This window comes from Gemmatimonadales bacterium (assembly GCA_036265815.1).
Lineage (GTDB): Bacteria > Gemmatimonadota > Gemmatimonadetes > Gemmatimonadales > GWC2-71-9 > CAVVWJ01.
Genome location: DATAOI010000044.1, coordinates 1 through 16,197 on the forward strand (window position 1 = coordinate 1; position 16,197 = coordinate 16,197).

The 16,197-nt window shown below is 67.5% G+C and carries 14 protein-coding genes; 7 read left to right on the plus strand and 7 right to left on the minus strand.

Annotation, left to right across the window (positions count from 1 at the left end):
- Positions 1–451: 451 nt before the first annotated feature.
- Positions 452–865, plus strand: a complete 414-nt coding sequence (locus VHR41_08195; protein HEX3234164.1) for a response regulator — start codon at positions 452–454, stop codon at positions 863–865.
- A gap of 1 nt (position 866) precedes the next feature.
- On the opposite strand, the gene VHR41_08200 is transcribed toward VHR41_08195, so the two are convergent.
- On the minus strand, positions 867–1,289 hold the full coding sequence (locus VHR41_08200) for a response regulator (GenBank protein ID HEX3234165.1): 423 nt from the start codon (positions 1,287–1,289) through the stop codon (positions 867–869).
- A gap of 153 nt (positions 1,290–1,442) precedes the next feature.
- Between VHR41_08200 and VHR41_08205 the strand changes: the two genes are divergently transcribed.
- From VHR41_08205 to VHR41_08215, 3 genes are all read left to right on the plus strand, one after another.
- Positions 1,443–2,723 (plus strand): Xaa-Pro peptidase family protein, encoded by a 1,281-nt coding sequence (locus tag VHR41_08205; protein HEX3234166.1) that lies wholly within the window; start codon positions 1,443–1,445, stop codon positions 2,721–2,723.
- A 458-nt stretch (positions 2,724–3,181) separates the two neighbouring features.
- A complete protein-coding gene (locus VHR41_08210; GenBank protein HEX3234167.1) occupies positions 3,182–3,580 on the plus strand; it encodes an ester cyclase in 399 nt (132 codons plus the stop codon).
- A complete protein-coding gene (locus VHR41_08215) occupies positions 3,574–4,119 on the plus strand; it encodes a DoxX family protein (GenBank protein HEX3234168.1) in 546 nt (181 codons plus the stop codon). Before VHR41_08210 ends, VHR41_08215 begins: the two co-directional genes overlap by 7 nt.
- 57 nt (positions 4,120–4,176) lie before the next feature.
- Here VHR41_08215 and VHR41_08220 read toward each other — a convergent pair whose 3' ends face one another.
- The 4 genes from VHR41_08220 to VHR41_08235 all read right to left on the minus strand — a co-directional run bounded on the left by VHR41_08220 (position 4,177) and on the right by VHR41_08235 (position 8,107).
- Positions 4,177–5,148 carry a methyltransferase gene (locus VHR41_08220; GenBank protein HEX3234169.1) on the minus strand — a complete coding sequence of 324 codons (972 nt, stop codon included), beginning with the start codon at positions 5,146–5,148 and terminating at the stop codon, positions 4,177–4,179.
- A 158-nt stretch (positions 5,149–5,306) separates the two neighbouring features.
- Entirely contained in the window at positions 5,307–6,449 is a 1,143-nt protein-coding gene (locus VHR41_08225; GenBank protein HEX3234170.1) for a type III polyketide synthase, read from the minus strand.
- The gene (locus VHR41_08230) at positions 6,446–6,895 is read right to left on the minus strand and encodes a plastocyanin/azurin family copper-binding protein (protein HEX3234171.1); all 450 of its coding nucleotides are present in this window, start codon (positions 6,893–6,895) and stop codon (positions 6,446–6,448) included. Before VHR41_08230 ends, VHR41_08225 begins: the two co-directional genes overlap by 4 nt.
- A gap of 120 nt (positions 6,896–7,015) precedes the next feature.
- Positions 7,016–8,107 carry a cupredoxin domain-containing protein gene (locus VHR41_08235; GenBank protein ID HEX3234172.1) on the minus strand — a complete coding sequence of 364 codons (1,092 nt, stop codon included), beginning with the start codon at positions 8,105–8,107 and terminating at the stop codon, positions 7,016–7,018.
- Positions 8,108–8,285: 178 nt separating this feature from the next.
- Between VHR41_08235 and VHR41_08240 the strand changes: the two genes are divergently transcribed.
- Together VHR41_08240 and VHR41_08245 are read left to right on the plus strand one after the other, a co-directional pair.
- The gene (locus VHR41_08240) at positions 8,286–8,780 is read left to right on the plus strand and encodes a sigma-70 family RNA polymerase sigma factor (protein HEX3234173.1); all 495 of its coding nucleotides are present in this window, start codon (positions 8,286–8,288) and stop codon (positions 8,778–8,780) included.
- Between the two features lies 1 nt (position 8,781).
- Positions 8,782–9,558, plus strand: coding sequence for an anti-sigma factor (locus VHR41_08245; GenBank protein ID HEX3234174.1), 777 nt, complete (start codon positions 8,782–8,784; stop codon positions 9,556–9,558).
- Positions 9,559–9,601: 43 nt separating this feature from the next.
- Here the strand turns inward: VHR41_08245 and VHR41_08250 are convergent, their stop codons facing one another.
- A complete protein-coding gene (locus VHR41_08250; GenBank protein ID HEX3234175.1) occupies positions 9,602–10,867 on the minus strand; it encodes a hypothetical protein in 1,266 nt (421 codons plus the stop codon).
- A gap of 263 nt (positions 10,868–11,130) precedes the next feature.
- On the opposite strand from VHR41_08250, the gene aceB reads away from it, so the two are divergent.
- Positions 11,131–12,690, plus strand: a complete 1,560-nt coding sequence (gene aceB / locus VHR41_08255) for a malate synthase A (protein ID HEX3234176.1) — start codon at positions 11,131–11,133, stop codon at positions 12,688–12,690.
- Positions 12,691–12,711: 21 nt separating this feature from the next.
- Here the strand turns inward: aceB and VHR41_08260 are convergent, their stop codons facing one another.
- Positions 12,712–16,125, minus strand: a complete 3,414-nt coding sequence (locus VHR41_08260; GenBank protein ID HEX3234177.1) for a PDZ domain-containing protein — start codon at positions 16,123–16,125, stop codon at positions 12,712–12,714.
- Positions 16,126–16,197 lie beyond the last annotated feature (72 nt).

A 16,197-nucleotide genomic window follows, 5' to 3' on the forward strand; every position in this document is an offset into this window, starting at 1 on the left:
GAGGACGACGCCCCCGAGTCACCCTACGACACCTCGTGACCGTCGCTCTCCTCCCCGCGGAACTCGAAATGCGCCTCCGAGAGGACCCGATTAGAACGGTCGCGGACCTCCTCACCAATCCCGAGATGGCGGGCGACCAGACCGGCGAGATGAGCAGCCGAAGTCCACATGCGGACTGGAAGGTAGGGATAGATCTCTGCGGCGCCGGGCCTAAGTGCAGCTTCACGGAGAGCTTGCATCATCGCTCCTGACTCGGGACCGCTGGCATGTCGTGGGGGTCTGACTGTCGCCGGGTCTGCGCGATCCCGAGCTTCAAGATGTGGCCAGAATGAGCTATATTTGCTGTGACCCAGCCCACCGAGATCGGTACCAAGTGGGCGCCTCGCGGGGGACTTGCAACGGCGTCACTTCGCCCGTATTTCATGGATCGACATCCCAACTCGAGGTCACTGTGGCCGAGCGCCCCGTTTCCGACCGTCCAATCACGATTTTGGTGGCCGAGGACGAGGATATCCTGCGCCACCTCGCGATCCGGCTTCTGGGGGATGAGGGCTACCGCACTCTCGAGGCGCGAGACGGCGGGGAGGCCCTCCATCTGGCACACCTGGCGTGCTCCCATCTGAGTCTGGTGGTGGCCGACGTCGTCATGCCGGGGATGGACGGCTGGGAGCTCGGCCGCCGTCTCGCGATCGACTGTCCGGCAGTCCCCGTGCTCTACATGTCGGCCTATCCCCCCGAGGACATCTTCCATCGCGGCTCGCCGGGACGAACGTCGGTTCCGTTCCTAGAGAAGCCGTTCGAGCCGTCGGTGTTTCTCGCGACCGTGCGAGAGCTGCTCGAGCGGACGGCAGTGCATTCGAGCTGAGTCAGTTGCGTTGCCGTATGCACCGGCGGATCTCCTGCAGCAGCACGTCCGGCGGCACCGGTTTGGTGAGGATCCCACACGGCGCCACGATTCCGACGGTCGCGAGCTGGGGGATGCCGTACCCTGACATCAGAATGCAGGGCAGGTCGGGGTGAGAGGTGGCGAGCCGCTGCAGCAGTGTCACCCCGTCCAGGCGCGGCATGACGACGTCCGACACCATCACGTCGAGCAGCTCTGGCGCTGCCTGAACGAACTCCAAGGCTTCGAGCCCATCCTTCGCCTCGTGCACCAAGTAGCCGGCCGACCGAAGCAGACGCGCCGTGACCAGCCGCACGACGGGCTCATCGTCTACCACCATCACTTGGCGGACGGCAAACTCCTCAATGGCGGGCAGGGGCGCCGAGTCGCTGGGCCTGGCTGTCATTTGCGCGCTCCCGGTTCAGGTGGCAAATCCCAACCGTCGGACAGACGCCAACTTCGCCCCAGCACGTGGGGCGCTGCTAGCACTCACGTCGGTGCGGATCGGGTGATCTCGATCACAACCGTCTCGCCGCCCTTCTGCAACGGAAGTGATCCCATGCCGCTAACTCGCCGCGAGTTCGCCGTCTCTCTCACCGGGCTGGGGGGAGCCGCGGCCTTCGGCTCCGCCGGCACCCTGTTCCCCGGCGAACCGGGGTGCGACCTTCCCGCCCCGATTCGCCGCCTCAAGCCGATGACGGAGGGCATCAGACCGATCGGCGACGAGGAGCGGCGCGTCCGTATCGAGAAGGGGCAACGGCTCATGACGGAGCAGGGGGTCGGCGCCGTCCTGATCGAGCCGGGGACCACGATGGCCTACTTCACGGGAGTCCGCTGGTCGTCATCGGAACGCACCTTCGCGGTGCTGATCCCGGCCCGCGGCGAGCCGGGATGGATCTGTCCCGCATTCGAGGAGGCGCGAGCCCGGGAGCTGATCCGTTTCGGTACCGACGTGCGTACCTGGCAGGAGGACGAGAGTCCGTTCCGCCTCATCGCCGGCCTGCTGCGGGATCGCGGAGTCTTCGGCGGGCGGCTCGGGCTGGAGGAGGAGGTGCGGTTCTTCCTGCTGGACGGGCTTCGGAAGGAGGCCGCCGGCGCCGAGCTGGTGAGCGCGACACCGGTGACGGCCGGCTGCCGGATGTACAAGTCCTCCGCCGAGCTGGCGTTGATGCAGCGGGCGAGCGACATGACGATCGCCGCGTTCAAGGCCGCCTTCGCGACGCTGCGCGCGGGTATGACGCAGTACGATCTGCAGAACAACATGCTGGCGGCGCTGCGGCAGGTCGGCGGCGACGACCCCTGGGCGCTGGTGGGACTGGGGAAATCGTCGGCTTTCCCCCACGGCACGGTGCAGCCGCAGCGGCTCACCGAGGGGGACATCGTGCTGCTCGATGCCGGATGCGCGCTGCACGGCTATCAGTCCGACATCACCCGGACCACGGTCTTTGGCCGGCCGAGCGCGCGCCAGACGGAGATCTGGAACCTCGAGCGGCGGGCCCAGGATGCCGCCTTCGCCGCCGCCAGAGTCGGGGTTCCCTGCGAGGCGGTGGACGCGGCCGCGCGGAAGGTGATCACCGACGCTGGGTTCGGGCCGGACTACCGGGTTCCCGGACTGCCCCACCGCACCGGGCACGGCATCGGCATGGACGGTCACGAGTGGACCTACTTCGTGCGCGGCAACAGCACGCCGATCGCGCCGGGGATGTGCTTCAGCGATGAGCCGACGATCGCCATCTATGGCGAGTTCGGCATCCGGCTGGAGGACTGCCTCTACATCACGGAGCAGGGGCCGCGGTTCTTCTCGGAGCAGAGCGTAGCGATCGACCGGCCGCTCGGGTGAGCCGATTGGGGGACCTGCGGAGCCCCGGTTACTTCCTCTCTGCCGATGGGCAGCCCTAGCGGGGACTCCGATAGACCAGCGCAAGCAGATCCCGCTCGAGCTGGAGCCGCAGCCCCGACTTGATGTCGGTGACTGGCGTGGTGCTGAGACCGAGGCTGAGCGCGCGCATGGTTGAATCTCCAAGTATGTAGATCAGGCGTCCGGGACCGAGCTCCGACTGAGGCGCGGTTTGGCCCCTCGGTTGCTAGACGCCCGTATGCCGCCAAAAATTCCCCGGAATACCGCCTCCGCCGTCCCTGCTTCCGTCTAGCTAACCCCTAAAGTCCGCGGGAATAGATCGCCGGTCCCCACAGTCTCCTGTGGTGCACGGCCGACCCATGACGCCGTTCACCAGGAACGGAGTCAGACACATCAGATATGAAAGGGGTAACCTCGTGAGTAAGCGTTGGCTGGCTCCCATGGCACTGGCTCTGCTTTGTGCGGGGAGCGGTTGGAACACGACCGCGTCAGCCCAGGAGGCGGACGCACTGAACAACAAGCTGGTCTTTGCCGTGGTCGTGAACCAGATCTTCAATCAGGGCAAGGTCGCCTTGGTGGGCGACTTCATGGCCAAGGACGTAACCAGCAACGGCGTGCCGCTCGGCCGCGATGGCTTCACGGCTCTGGTCAAGGATCTCCGCACGACCGCGCCGGATTTCAAGCTGACGGTGGACGATGTCGCGACCCAGGGCGACCGCGTCATCGGGCACGTGACCCAAACCGGCGGCGGTGCCTCGCAACGTCGCATCATCCTCCTCAGGATCGACGACGGCCTGGTGCAGGAGCACTGGAGCTGGCCCGACCAACCGGTATGCTGAGCTGCGACTACAACGGGTGGGCCGATGCACCCGAAGACGAACGCGAAGGGCTGGACCGCTACTTCTCCGACGTCATTGGCCCGGACTCCGGGTCTCCCGTTGCGACCGCCTCGTCACGCCCCGGCCTCGCCCTCCCGCGCCGCCCGCTCGCCCCGGTCCTGCTCCACATGCTCGAGCTCGCGATGGGCGCGCTCTTCCTCTATTTGGGTGGTGCCAAGCTCCTGGGATCGTCGCCGGCGGTGCGACTCTTTCACGACATCGGCTGGGGCCAATGGTTCCGGTACGTCACCGGGGTGGTCGAGCTGACGGGAGGCCTGTTGCTCGTCGTTCCCCGGCTGGCGGGGGCCTCGGCGCTCCTCCTCATGACGGTGATGGTGGTCGCCACGGGCATCGAGCTGTTCGTGCTGCACCGTCCGCCGGTGGCGGCGACAGCGTGCCTGTGCGCGCACGGGATCATCGCGTGGAACCGGCGGGCACAAACCCGGCGACTGTTGTCGCACAGACCGCCTCGGCCGCCTCGCCCGGTTGCCGTGGCGTGACCCGGGAAGTGCCCGTCGATCCAGTGGCATGAACATCTCCTTCTGATGCTCCCAAAGTCATGGGAGCGCACCTTCGACGATGCTGAGGGGGGACAGGGTTGGTACGACCCTCGTCATTCGGAGACCGGCGGCAGCAAACAACTGCTGAAACTCTGCTTTGGTCCGCTCACGGCCGCCATTCATGACCAGCATGTTCAAGTCCAGCAATTTGCTGAATGAGCCTTGGTCTCCGTCCGTAACGACGCATTCGACGACCAGGACCCTAGCCGTCCGAGCCATGGCGGCTCGACAGTTCGCGAGGATTCTCACGGCGTGCTCGTCATCCCAGTCATGAATCACACCGCTCATCAGGTAGACATCCGCCCCCGCCGGCACCGACTCCAGGAAATTGCCGGCGACGAGAGAACGGCGGTCGGCACCTGCGGCCGCCTCCAGATGCCTTTCGGCGGCCGTAATCACCGCAGGGGTGTCGAACAGAGTTCCTGGCATGTCCGGATACATCCGCATGATGCTGGTCAGCAACCCTCCGCATCCTCCTCCCAGGTCAACCAGCCAGCCGGTATCCGAAAAGTCGTACGCCAGGAGGATCGCGTGCGCCACGAGCGTCGAGAAATCGGTCATCGCCGCGTTGAATGTGTTGCCGGCCTTGAGGTCGCGTCCCAGATGGTCGAACAGCGGTGCCCCGAAGGCTGTCTGGAAGGCTGAGGTGCCCGTCCTCACGCTCTCCCGGAGATGCCCCCACGCCGCATAGTGCATACTGCCCAGCGTGAGCACCATGGCGCGTAACGACCCTGGAACCCCAGACACCAGAAACCTCCCCCGCGCGGCCAGCCTGAACTGGTCGGTGCCGGCGGTACGGATCAGTCCGATCGTGCACAGGGCCCGCAACAACCGGTAGAGCGACTTTTCGTCCGCTCCCGTCTGGGTCGCGATCTCCCGGCACGACTTGGGACCCTCCTTCAGCTCATCGGCGACGCCCAGCTCCGCTGTCACATAGACCATCTGGGAGATCCAGTAGCTCGTGGCCATCTGAAACAGCACCGGCGGCCGACCAGATTGTCCCGCTCCACTGCGGCTCAGGGACAACCCATGGAGAAGGACTTCCCTGAACTCCCGCCAGCGGCCACGCCGGACGCTGCTCCTCATCACCCGGAGCAGGTGTGGCGCCTGCCGCAGCAGGCGGGAGCCTACCACCGCAGCAACGCGGCTTCCGCCGCCATTCCGGGACCCAGCGCGGTCATCACACCCCAATCACCCGGCCGGGGATCGCCCTTCCCGACGACTTCGTCCAGCACGAACATCACGGTCGGCGATGACATGTTGCCGTAGTTCCGGAGGACGGTCCTGGTGAACCGCAGATCGGCGTCGGTCAGACCAAGCGTTTTCTGAACGGTGTCCAGGATCTTGCTCCCGCCGGGGTGGGCCACCCAGAAGCGGATATCGGATTGGCGGAGGTCGTGCCGCGCGAGCAGCGGAGTGAGGGCGCCCTGTATAAGAGAAGGGGCCACCTCGGGAACCTCAGCACCCAGCACGATGCGCAGCTTTCCGTTCCGATGCGCCATACCGACAAGAGCCTGTTGCTCGGCAGCGAGGGACGATTGGAAGTCCACGATCCGGGGGTAGCGGCTCGCCGCCACGGAGCCGCTTGTCAGGAGGAACGCGGATGCGCCATCGGCGCAGATGGCGTTGCCGACCGCCGTCTCCAGGGTGTCATCCAGGTAGTAGCAGGCCGAGCAGATTTCCACGGCCAGCACCAACGCGATGCGCCCGGGATGCGCTTCGGTGAAATCGCACGCGCGCTGCAAGGCCGGAAGCGCGCCGGCGCAGCCCAGCCCGATCATCGAGGCGCGCTGAATGTCGGGGCGCAGACCCACCGGCTCGACGAGCCGGGTGCCGATATCCGGGCAGGCATAGCCCGTCGACGAGCACACAACCAGCAGATCCACGTCGCGGGGGGACAGGCCGGTCGCCTCGAGACACGCGTGCACGGCCCGGCCACCGGTCTCCATGGCGCCGTCCAGGTAGCGCCGATTCAGCTCGTCGGAGGTTTCGTCCGAGCGCGGTGGCTTTTCGAGGTAGAAATGCCGGTACGCGATGCCGGCGTTCAGGAAGATCCGGCGAATGCGAGCGCTGCTGTAGCCCGCGTACTGCACGCTCTCCTCCTGCGTGAGCCGGAGAGCGGGAGTCGCCCCGCCGATCGACAGAATGCTCGCGCCGGTCGCCGACAGGTGACCATGCCCATGACCCGCAGCCGCCCTGGAAGCCGAGCCCGGTATGGGCGCGGCGGGGAATGCGCGGCGGGCATGGTAGCCTTCGCGGACCGGACTCATCGCACCACGACCGTTCCCGGCATCATGGTGCCGTGGACCAGGCAGTCATACTGATAGGTGCCGGCGGTGTTGAATGTCACCCGGTACGTCTTGCCGTCGCCGGTGAGCACGGTTCCGGTCGGGAACGAGGGGCTTCCCAGCGACTGGATCCCGTGCGGCGTGTTGCCCGTATTGGTCCAGGTCCAGGTGACGCTCCCGCCCACGGCGACCGTGTCCACCGCCGGGTTGGTCGAGCCGTTGTGCCCGCTCTTCATGAAGATGTTGCCCACGATCACGGCGACATCCCCGCTGGTCGGCGTGCCGCCGCCGGTGCCGCCTCCCGTGCCGCCACCACCGCCGTAGCCGATGCCAGTGCCGCCGCCGCTCGTCGGGCTGGTTGGGGTGTTGCCCGAGCAGGCCGCGAAAGCGACCATCAGGCCTGCCGCAAGAAGTGCTTGAATCCGCATGGGTGGTCCTCGTCTCAGTCTTGGGTTGACGGCCGGAATCGAGTTGGAGCACCCCGTGCAGGTGGCAGGAGAAGCCACACCGGCCGAGGGTGCTCCGTGGTTCTCGTCCCTGTCAGCGACTCAGCTGGCCGCGGGGCGGGAGCGCGACCGCTCCCAGTTGACGAACAGGAACCCGCCCGGGGCGTCGAACTTCGGTGCGCCGGGAGCAGGGGTGATCTGCAGCTGCAGCTCGTCGATCTTGTTCTTGGAGCAGTCCCAGCAGGCCAGGGCAAAGTCCGTGGCCCGTCGGGTATGGGAAAGCAACATCACGTGGACGAACGCGCTGTCCGACACGAGCGCGCCGTTCTTGTACAAGTGGGCGATGGACCACAACGCCACGGCGCTGTTGATCGTGGGAACGAGCGGCGTGTGGACCCCGGTGGCGCCGTGGTAGTAGAGCCCGCGAATCACGCCGCCGAATTTCGGGTGGTGCGGTACATCCTTGGTCTGAACCCGGTCGAGGACGACCTTCCAGCGGGCGCCATCGTGCGTGGTGAACTCCGCGGCGCCGTCCACCGAGTCCCGGACCGCACCCTTGTCCCATGCACTGAAGCTGAACGTGCCCGAGATCGGCACCACATTGTTCGAGTAGGGGCCGTTCTGGATCTGCGACTCGAGCGCCTCGTGCTCTGGACCGAAAGACTTCAAGATCGGTCCGGCGCTGTCCGGGAACGGGAACGGTCCGGGGAGGATCTGGATGACGGGTCCCCCGCCGGTCACCCGAATCGGCTCGGCCGGCGCGGTCGTGCCGTTCGGCTCAGCCGTGACTTCGTGCCCGCTCATCGCCGAGCCGGTGGCGCCGACGACCTTGAGATGGGTGTCCATGCCGAGCTTCTTGTGCGAGTCCGCGCCGACCGGGCAGTAGACCTCGTACGTCCCCGGTTTGAGGGTGAGCGTCAGGGTGGCGCTCGCGCCAGGCTGGATCAGGGGGGTCTCTCGTTCGGTCCCGTTCCCCTCGACCTCGAATGCATGCGGGATGCTGCCGCCGTTCGTGGCGGTGAAGGTGACCGTTCCGGCCGGGACGGTTGCTTCCGACAGCTCGATGGCCCACTCGGACAACTTGGCGCTGACGGAGACCGGGTTGCCGCGGCGAGCCGGCATGCCGGCGCCGATGGCGCCAACGAGCAGCAGCCCGGCCACATAGCGGGTCGCAACAATCAGGTTCTGGCTCATATACGCTCTTCCTCATGGTAGGGTGGCAGCAGTAACGTTCGAGCGGGAGACTCCAGCCACCCCGCGCTTATTCCGTCGGGAATAAACTGGTCGCCTGCGGAGTCCTCTCTCGGTGGCAGCCCCGCGACACACTTGAGGACCGGTTTTGGAGCCAAGAGAGCTCGAACGATTCGAAGCCGTGGTGTTGCCGCACCTGAGCGCCGCCCACCGGCTGGCGCGTTACCTGACTCGGAACGACGCCGACGCCGACGATGTCGTGCAGGAGGCTTTTCTACGCGCCCTCAAGTATTTCGGCGGCTTCCGGGGGGAGGCGGACCAGAGCCGCGCATGGCTGCTCGCGATCGTCCGGAACACGACCCATACCTGGCAGCGCCGGCATCTCGCGGATGCATCGGTGGCGGAGTTCGACGAGACGGTGCACAGCGAGGCGATCGCCGACGAGGACCCGGGATCGGCGCTCTCCAGAAGTGACTCGCGCGAAACCCTGGCAGCCGCGCTCGAGCGTCTGCCACCCGAATTTCGAGAGGTGATCGTGTTGCGCGAGGTGGAGGGGTTGTCCTACAAGGAGATCAGCGAAGTGGTGAATGTGCCCGTTGGCACGGTCATGTCGCGGCTCGCTCGCGCGCGCAAGCGTCTCCAGCAGGCCTTGATCGTCTCCGACAAGGACCGTTGATATGACCCACCCGGATGTGGAAGCGCAGGTCGACGCGTACCTCGACGGCGAACTCGCCGCGATGGATACGGTCGAACTCGAGGCGCACCTCGCCGGCTGCGCAAGCTGCGGACGATTCCGCGATGATCGCCTGGCGCTGCGCACGGCGATCGCCGCGCAGCTCCCCCGGACTGAAGCCCCGGAGGCGTTGCGGGGGCGGGTGCGCGCAGCGGTGCGCAAAGCCGCGGGACCGGGTCGCACCCACCGCCTTGCGCCGCCCATGGCACGGCGCTGGCTGGCACTCGCCGCGTCGCTCGCCATCGTCGCGGCGGGCAGCTGGCGGCTCGCGACGGCGCACACCGCGTCGGAGATCCTGACTGACGAAGTGCTCGCGAGCCATGTGCGCTCGCTCATGCCCGGCCACCTCAGCGATGTGCTGTCGACCGACCAGCACACCGTAAAACCGTGGTTCAACGGCAAGCTGGACTTCTCGCCGCCGGTACACGATTTCGCCGGTCGCGGCTATCCGCTGCTCGGAGGCCGGCTCGACTATCTGAACGGGCGGCCGGTGGCGGCGTTGGTGTACGGCCGGCGACAGCACCTGATCAACGTATTCCTGTGGCCGGCGACCGGGTCTTCGGGCGGGGGGGCGCCGCTGGTACGGCACGGATATTACTTGCTCCACTGGACGACGCCGGAGTACACCTATTGGGTCGCGTCCGATCTCGGGCTCTCGGAGCTGACCACCTTCGCGGGACTGCTCCAGCTCGGTGACTCGGCCGCAGCGTCGGGGCGGTAGCCGATGCTCGAGGGTGAGATGGAGCTGGTGCAGGGCCCCCGAGTCAGTGGGTCGTCAGGGCGCCAAGCTCCGAGGTGATGTTTCCGAACGGACTGTAGACGTACTGCTTCCCGTCCAAGCTGCCCCCCCAGAGAATCCCCGCGAGCTTCACGCCGGTACTGGTGGTCCGGAAAACGTCCGCGCCACTGTCCCCGGCACCCACGTTGGCCGAGACGAGGGTCTGACACAGCTGCACGATGCTGGTTCCGGTGACCCCGACGTTCACACACGTCTTGGTGATCTTTCCGGCCGTCCAGCCCGTGGTGCGGCCGACTTTGTTCACCGTGGCCCCAACCGCCAGGCATCCTCCGATGGTCGAGCAGTCGTTGGAGGTGATGGTGAACGACCCGGTGATCGAAAGACTGCCGTTGTTGGCTCCGCTCGTCTTGGCGATGAGCCCGAGCGCCTGATTGCTCCCGTTGAGATACGCCGCACGCGAGGCGTCGCTCCGACGGCACTTCTTTCCGACCGGGCAGCCGGGCCCGTTCTTCAGGTACACCGGATCGGCCACCTCGACGGCGATTTGGGTGCCGTTGACCGACTGGAGCGGCTGCCAGTAGGGCGTACTCTCCACGCCCCCTTGTTTGCTGGTGCAGTGCGAGGCGGTGATGAACGACTTCTTGCCCCCGGCGGTGGCGTTGAAGCCCACGGAGCACAGGAAGCCGGGGAAATTGATCTGCACGCCGGCGCGTACCGGCCGGTCCACCACGTTCCGGAGGGTAGCCATTTGAACGATCGGGGCGGTCCGCTCGACGATCACCGCATCGTCCGGGATCCCGCGTCCGGCGGTGGCTGCCCTGATCGCTCCGACGGCGCCCTGGTTGTCGACGCCGATCCGCACCCGATTGGCAGTCTCATCGTTGTCCACGAACACGGCCCCGGGAACCGCGAGGGCATTCTCGGTCGCCGCCTCCTGCCAGCGCTCGAGCTGATTCCACCCGTAGCGGGCTTCGAGCACTCGCAGCGCCGCCGGGGGAAGGCCGCGAGCGGAGAGATACGCCGATAACAACTGCTGGGCCGGTACGCGGCTGGACCCTCGGGTGAGGTACACCGTGGGGGTCCCGTCCTGGCTCAGGAAGAAGCCACCGAAGCCGGGAACACGGCGAGCAAATTCGGCGGCAGGGGGAAGATCCGGCCCGTGTGTGGATTGGACCTGGACGTTCGGGAGTGCGTCGTCCGGAGCTGTCGCCGGAGGGTTGTCCTGGCAGGCCGAAACAGCCAGCGCGGCACCGGCCGCAAACCCCATTTCAAGGAAGAGTATACGCGGCATACGTGGAGCTCTCTATGGATGAGCGGGGGTGTGAAACGCAGGGACGCCCGCCGCGGCGGGGGCGTCGTGCAGCCATATATACCGCTCCGGGAATGCGGCCGCCACTGGCCGAGCGCTCGAGCGATCAGGATTTCCGTCCTTGTCGTGATCGATCTGTCTGGCGCTCGAGACGGGTGACGATGTCCCTTGCGGGGCGTGTTTTACACCGACTTGATTCCCTTCTCGAACCGTCAGCGGCCAATGACAGCGAGGGGAGGCAACGCATGTCCGACGTCGAGATCACCGGTGCCCCGGTCTCTGGCTGCGAACACGTGCTCACCCCGGAGGCGCTGGCACTGGTTGTCCGGCTCTCTCGACGCTTCCGCCCGGAGCGTGACGCGTTGATCGCGCGGCGACACGAGCGCCAGCGCCGGTACGATGCCGGTGATCTGCCCGGCTTTCTTCCGGAGACCGCGGAGGTCCGCCGGGCCGAGTGGACGGTTGCGCCCGCGCCGGCCGATTTGGACGACCGCCGCGTGGAGATCACCGGTCCCGCCGAGCCCAAGATGATGATCAACGCGCTCAACTCGGGCGCGAAGGTGTTCATGGCGGACTGTGAGGACGCGCTCTCTCCGCCCTGGCGGAACGTGATCGAGGCCCAGGTCTGCTGCATGGCGGCCGTGCGGCGCACCCTGCAGTACACCGCCCCGGACGGGAAGCACTATGGCCTGGGTGAGCGGCTGGCGACGCTGGTGCTGCGCCCCCGCGGATGGCATCTCGACGAGGCGCATGTGCGGGTCGACGGCCAGCCGGTGCCGGCGGGATTGTTCGACTTCGGGCTGTACCTCTACCACAATGCCCGCGAGCTGTTGCGTCGGGGAAGTGGTCCGTACTTCTACCTGCCAAAACTCGAGAGCTACCTCGAGGCCCGGCTCTGGAACGCCGTCTTCGAAGACGCGCAGGAAGCCGTCGGCCTTCCGCAGGGAACCATTCGCGCAACGGTGCTCATCGAGACCATCGTGGCGGCGTTCGAGATGGATGAGATCCTGTACGAGCTGCGGCCCCATGCGGCCGGTCTCAACGCCGGCCGCTGGGACTACATCTTCAGCGTGATCAAAAAGTTCGGGCACCGTCCGGAGTTCGTGCTGCCCGACCGGGCGCAGGTCACCATGAGCGTTCCGTTCATGCGCGCGTATGTCGAACGGCTGGTGCGCACCTGCCATCGCCGGCAGGCGCATGCGATCGGCGGCATGGCGGCCTTCATCCCTTCCCGGCGCGACCCGGAGGTCAACCGGCTGGCGTTAGCCAGGGTGCGCGAAGACAAGGGGGCGGAGGCGGACCTGGGGTTCGACGGCGCCTGGGTGGCGCACCCCGATTTGATCCCGGCGGTGGAAGAAGTGTTCACGGCGCGGCTGGGAAATCGCCCGCACCAGAAGGAGCGACTGCCCGACGCGCCGGAGGACCCCGACCGGCTGCTGAACGTTCACATCCCGGGTGGCCGCGTCACCGCGGCCGGCGTCCGAAACAATGTCGCCGTCGCACTTCAGTATCTCGAAGCATGGCTCCGGGGCTCTGGAGCCGTCGCGATCAACAACCTGATGGAGGACACTGCGACCGCGGAGATCGCCCGCGCCCAGCTCTGGCAGTGGATCCGGCACGGGACGATGACGGAAGATGGGCCCGTCACACTCGCGGGCGTTCGGGAGCTCGTTCGAGGGGAGTGCGAGATCCCCGGTCGGACCGGAGGCCGATGGAGTGATGCCGCCGCGCTGCTCGACTCACTGGTATCGGCCTCCTCGTTCATCGAGTTTCTCACGCTTGCCGCCTACCAGCAGCTGGCGTGATTCGGTTCTGAACCGCAGTCCCTACTTCGGGTCCTTGCCTTTCGCCCACGTCGGGAACGCCGGCCGCTTGGGCCCGGCCGGCGGCCGCCGCTCGAGCTCGGCCAGCACTACCTTCACCGCCCGCTCGAGCTGCGCGTCGCGCCCCGCGCGCCATGCCGCGGGCTCGAACTCCACCTCGACGTCGGGTGCCACGCCCTTGTTCTCGATCGCATAGTCTCCTTCCGCCGTCCACAGCGAGATGCGCGGCGCCGTCACGTAGCCACCGTCCATCAGCGGCGGGTATCCGCCAATGCCGACGAGTCCGCCCCACGTCCGGGTCCCGATGAGCGGGCCGACCTTGTACCGGCGGAAAAGCCAGGGCAGCTCGTCGCCGCCCGAGCCGGCATACTCGTTGATGAGCATCGCCTTCGGCCCATAGATGGCCCCCGCCGGGATCGGCAGGTCGGCCCCGTATCGGACGGTGGTATAGTTGAACGGTGCCTCGCGGCGGAGGTAGTCCACCATGTAATCGGCGATGTTGCCGCCGCCGTTGAAGCGCTCGTCCACCACCGCGCCCTGCCGATCCTGCTGCGCGAAGAAGTAGCGGTTGAAGCGGCTGTACCCTTCGTTCGCCGTGTTCGGCACATAGATGTAGGCGAGCTTTCCACCCGAGAGGCTGTCCACTACGCGCCGGTTGTGGTCGATCCAGGCGAGGTGGCGGAGCATCGCCTCGCTCGGGACGGGTACCACGGTCACGTCGCGTGCACCTGTCCCGTCCGGCTTCGGCCCGACGCGCAGCACTACCGCCTTGCCCGCCAGCCCCTCCAGCGCCTGGTCGACGTCGTCCGCCGGCGCCAGCGGCTGGCCGTTGACGGCCAGCAGATACTCGCCGGCTCGCACGTTCACGCCCGGCTGCGTGAGCGGGGCGACCGACTGGGGGTTCCAGTTCTCCCCGGCGTAGACCCGGGAGAAGCGCCAGTGCCCGTTCTCGATGGTATAGTCGGCGCCGAGCAGCCCGTTCTCCGGCGTCTTCGCCGGCGCCTCGTCGGGCGAGCCGACGAACAGGTGGCCCACCGTCAGGTTGCCGAACACCTCCTCGAGCAGGTAGTCGAGGTCCGACCGGCCGCCGAGGCCGTCGACATATTTCGCATAGAACCGCTCGGTGCGGTCCAGGTCGAGTCCGTGGTATCCCGGGTCGTAAAAGAAGGCGCGCTGCAGCCGGAACGCCTCGTGATACATCTCGGCCCACTCGGCACGCGGGTCGGCGAGGACCTGGATGTCGTCGGTCTTGAGCGGCCCACCCGCGCTGTCGTCGCCCGGACCCGCCAGCGCATTGCCGGCGGGTGGGCCCGCCGGCGCGGCCGGTCCGGCGGCTCCGGGTGCGCCCGGGGCACCAAACGGGGCGATGCTCCACGCGTCGTGTACCTTGGCCAGGAGCATCTTGCCGTCGCGTGACAGGTCGTAGTCGCCGACATCGGTCATGAGCTGCTCGGTCTTCCGCGCGCCCAGGTCGAACTTGTGCAGTGTCACCGGTAGGGTCGTGTCCGGCTGCTGGTCGATGGGCACGAGGGGCTGCTCGGCGAGCAGTAGCGTACCCGCCTGGCCCGGCAGGACGGCGATGTAGTTCCGCGGATCGGCCGGGAGCGCCACGGTGCGCTGGTCTATGCCGGCAAAGTCGATCCGCACCGGCTCGGGTGGCCTCACCGCACCGGTGGTGTCCTTGCCGGGCTTGGCCGCTTTCGCGCCCTTCACGTCGCCGGCCGCCGCCTTGGCGGCACTCACGGCCGCGCTGTCGCCCTTCGCCTTCTCCTCGTCGCTCTCGGGCGCCATCGGCGACGGATCCTCGGCCCGGAGCACGATGGCGTAGAGGCTCCGGGTGATCGGGTGGTCATACGTCGTCATGCTGAAGTCGCTCGCAGGGCCGGCGTCGGTGCTCGCGACGAAGTAGAGGTACTTGCCGCCCGCATCGAATGCCGGCGTGCGCACGTCGCTCATGCCGTCGGTCACCTGTGTGGCCTTGCCGCTCCCCACATCGTACACGAACACGGCACCGAGCCGGTTCTTGATGGAGCGAGCGTAGGCGAGCCAGCGCGAGTCGGGCGACCAGGACGGCGGCGGGAGCCCGTCCGATGCCGGGCCGAGCGGATCGGTGTCGACCTTGGTGGTGTGCCCGTTCGCCACCTCCACGTACCAGAGCTCGCCGCGCGAGGTGGCGTAGGCGATCCGCTTCCCGTCGGGGGACCACACCGGATGGAAGTAGTAGGTGTCGTTGTCGCCCAGTGAGAGGCTGCGCGGCTTGCCGGCGCCGCTCTGGGCGCGGAGCTCGAGATGGTAGGGGCCCCCGGCGTCCGAGAAGTACGCGAGCGTCTGCCCATCGGGCGACCAGACCGGGGAACGCTCGGTGGCGGCGGGCGTGCGCGTGAGATTCCGTGCGTCGCCCTTCTTCCCAGGCACCGTGACGATCTCACCCCGCGCCTCGAAGGCGGCGCGCACGCCGGTGGGCGACAGCGCGGGATGCACCAGCTGGTCACTTACAGGGACCCAGTGCGGCAGCGTGCCGGTGAGCTCCCCTGCCAGCGTAACCGGGACCGGCGTCGTTTTGCCGGTGGCGACCTCGTAGAGCCCCAGCGCGCCGAACTGCTCGTAGACGATCGCGCCCGGGCCCGCGGACGCCGACTTGAGGTCGAGTCCACGGTTCTCGATCCGTCGGGCGACCCGCTTCGACCGGGTGTCGAAGGCGTAGAGCGTGGCCGGCCCGTCGCGGTCGCTCACGAAATACACCGTGTCGCCGATCCACATCGGGAACTGATCGGTCGAGCCCTCGCGGGGCAACTTCTCGAGCGACGCGTCGGCGAGCGTGGCGATCCAGATCGGCGTCGTCCTCCCGCCGCGGTAGCGCTTCCAGGCACGGTTCGCCGGGGGGAAGGGGACGTAGGCCAGCCGCTTGCCGTCGGTACTGAACGCCCCATCCCACACGCTCGGCAGATCGACGGGGGTCGGCCGCACGGCATCCGGCGCCTGCGCGAACAGCCGCGGCGCGCCCAGCGCTGTCGTCAGGGCGATACCGTCGCGGTCGGACATGAAGAGCACGCGCCCGTCGTCGGTCCAGCCGCGCACGCGGTCGGCGGAGGGATTCCAGGTGAGTCGCCTGGGGCGACCCCCGCCGGCCGGGATCACGTAGACATCCGGGTTCCGGTTGAGCGTGTTGGTGTAGGCGATCCAGCGGCCGTCGCGGGAATAGTGGCAGCCGGTCTCGGTGCCGGGTGAGGCGGTGAGCCGGTGCGCGGCACCGCCCGCGCGCGGCACCGTCCAGAGGTCGCCGCCGTAGGTGAAACAGATCTCGGTGGCGCTGAGCGCCGGCTCTCGCAGGAGCAGAGGAGCGGAGGACTGGGCGGAGGCGGCGGCCGGCAGGAGCAGCGCGGCGGCGAGGGGGACGGCAGACCGACGGCAGAGCATCACGCGGGCTCCTCGAGCATGAGGCGAATGAATCGGAGGCAGGTACGAGGCCGGCACGACAACGGGGCCGAC

What these genes read in the sequence shown, in the direction of transcription:
- VHR41_08200 (HEX3234165.1), bottom strand. Translation starts at nt 1,289, where the DNA reads ATGACAGCCAGGCCCAGCGACTCGGCGCCCCTGCCCGCCATTGAGGAG.
- VHR41_08205 (HEX3234166.1), top strand. Translation starts at nt 1,443, where the DNA reads ATGCCGCTAACTCGCCGCGAGTTCGCCGTCTCTCTCACCGGGCTGGGG.
- VHR41_08210 (HEX3234167.1), top strand. Translation starts at nt 3,182, where the DNA reads ATGGCACTGGCTCTGCTTTGTGCGGGGAGCGGTTGGAACACGACCGCG.
- VHR41_08215 (HEX3234168.1), top strand. Translation starts at nt 3,574, where the DNA reads ATGCTGAGCTGCGACTACAACGGGTGGGCCGATGCACCCGAAGACGAA.
- VHR41_08220 (HEX3234169.1), bottom strand. Translation starts at nt 5,148, where the DNA reads ATGGCCACGAGCTACTGGATCTCCCAGATGGTCTATGTGACAGCGGAG.
- VHR41_08225 (HEX3234170.1), bottom strand. Translation starts at nt 6,449, where the DNA reads ATGAGTCCGGTCCGCGAAGGCTACCATGCCCGCCGCGCATTCCCCGCC.
- VHR41_08230 (HEX3234171.1), bottom strand. Translation starts at nt 6,895, where the DNA reads ATGCGGATTCAAGCACTTCTTGCGGCAGGCCTGATGGTCGCTTTCGCG.
- VHR41_08235 (HEX3234172.1), bottom strand. Translation starts at nt 8,107, where the DNA reads ATGAGCCAGAACCTGATTGTTGCGACCCGCTATGTGGCCGGGCTGCTG.
- VHR41_08245 (HEX3234174.1), top strand. Translation starts at nt 8,782, where the DNA reads ATGACCCACCCGGATGTGGAAGCGCAGGTCGACGCGTACCTCGACGGC.
- VHR41_08250 (HEX3234175.1), bottom strand. Translation starts at nt 10,867, where the DNA reads ATGCCGCGTATACTCTTCCTTGAAATGGGGTTTGCGGCCGGTGCCGCG.
- aceB (HEX3234176.1), top strand. Translation starts at nt 11,131, where the DNA reads ATGTCCGACGTCGAGATCACCGGTGCCCCGGTCTCTGGCTGCGAACAC.
- VHR41_08260 (HEX3234177.1), bottom strand. Translation starts at nt 16,125, where the DNA reads ATGCTCTGCCGTCGGTCTGCCGTCCCCCTCGCCGCCGCGCTGCTCCTG.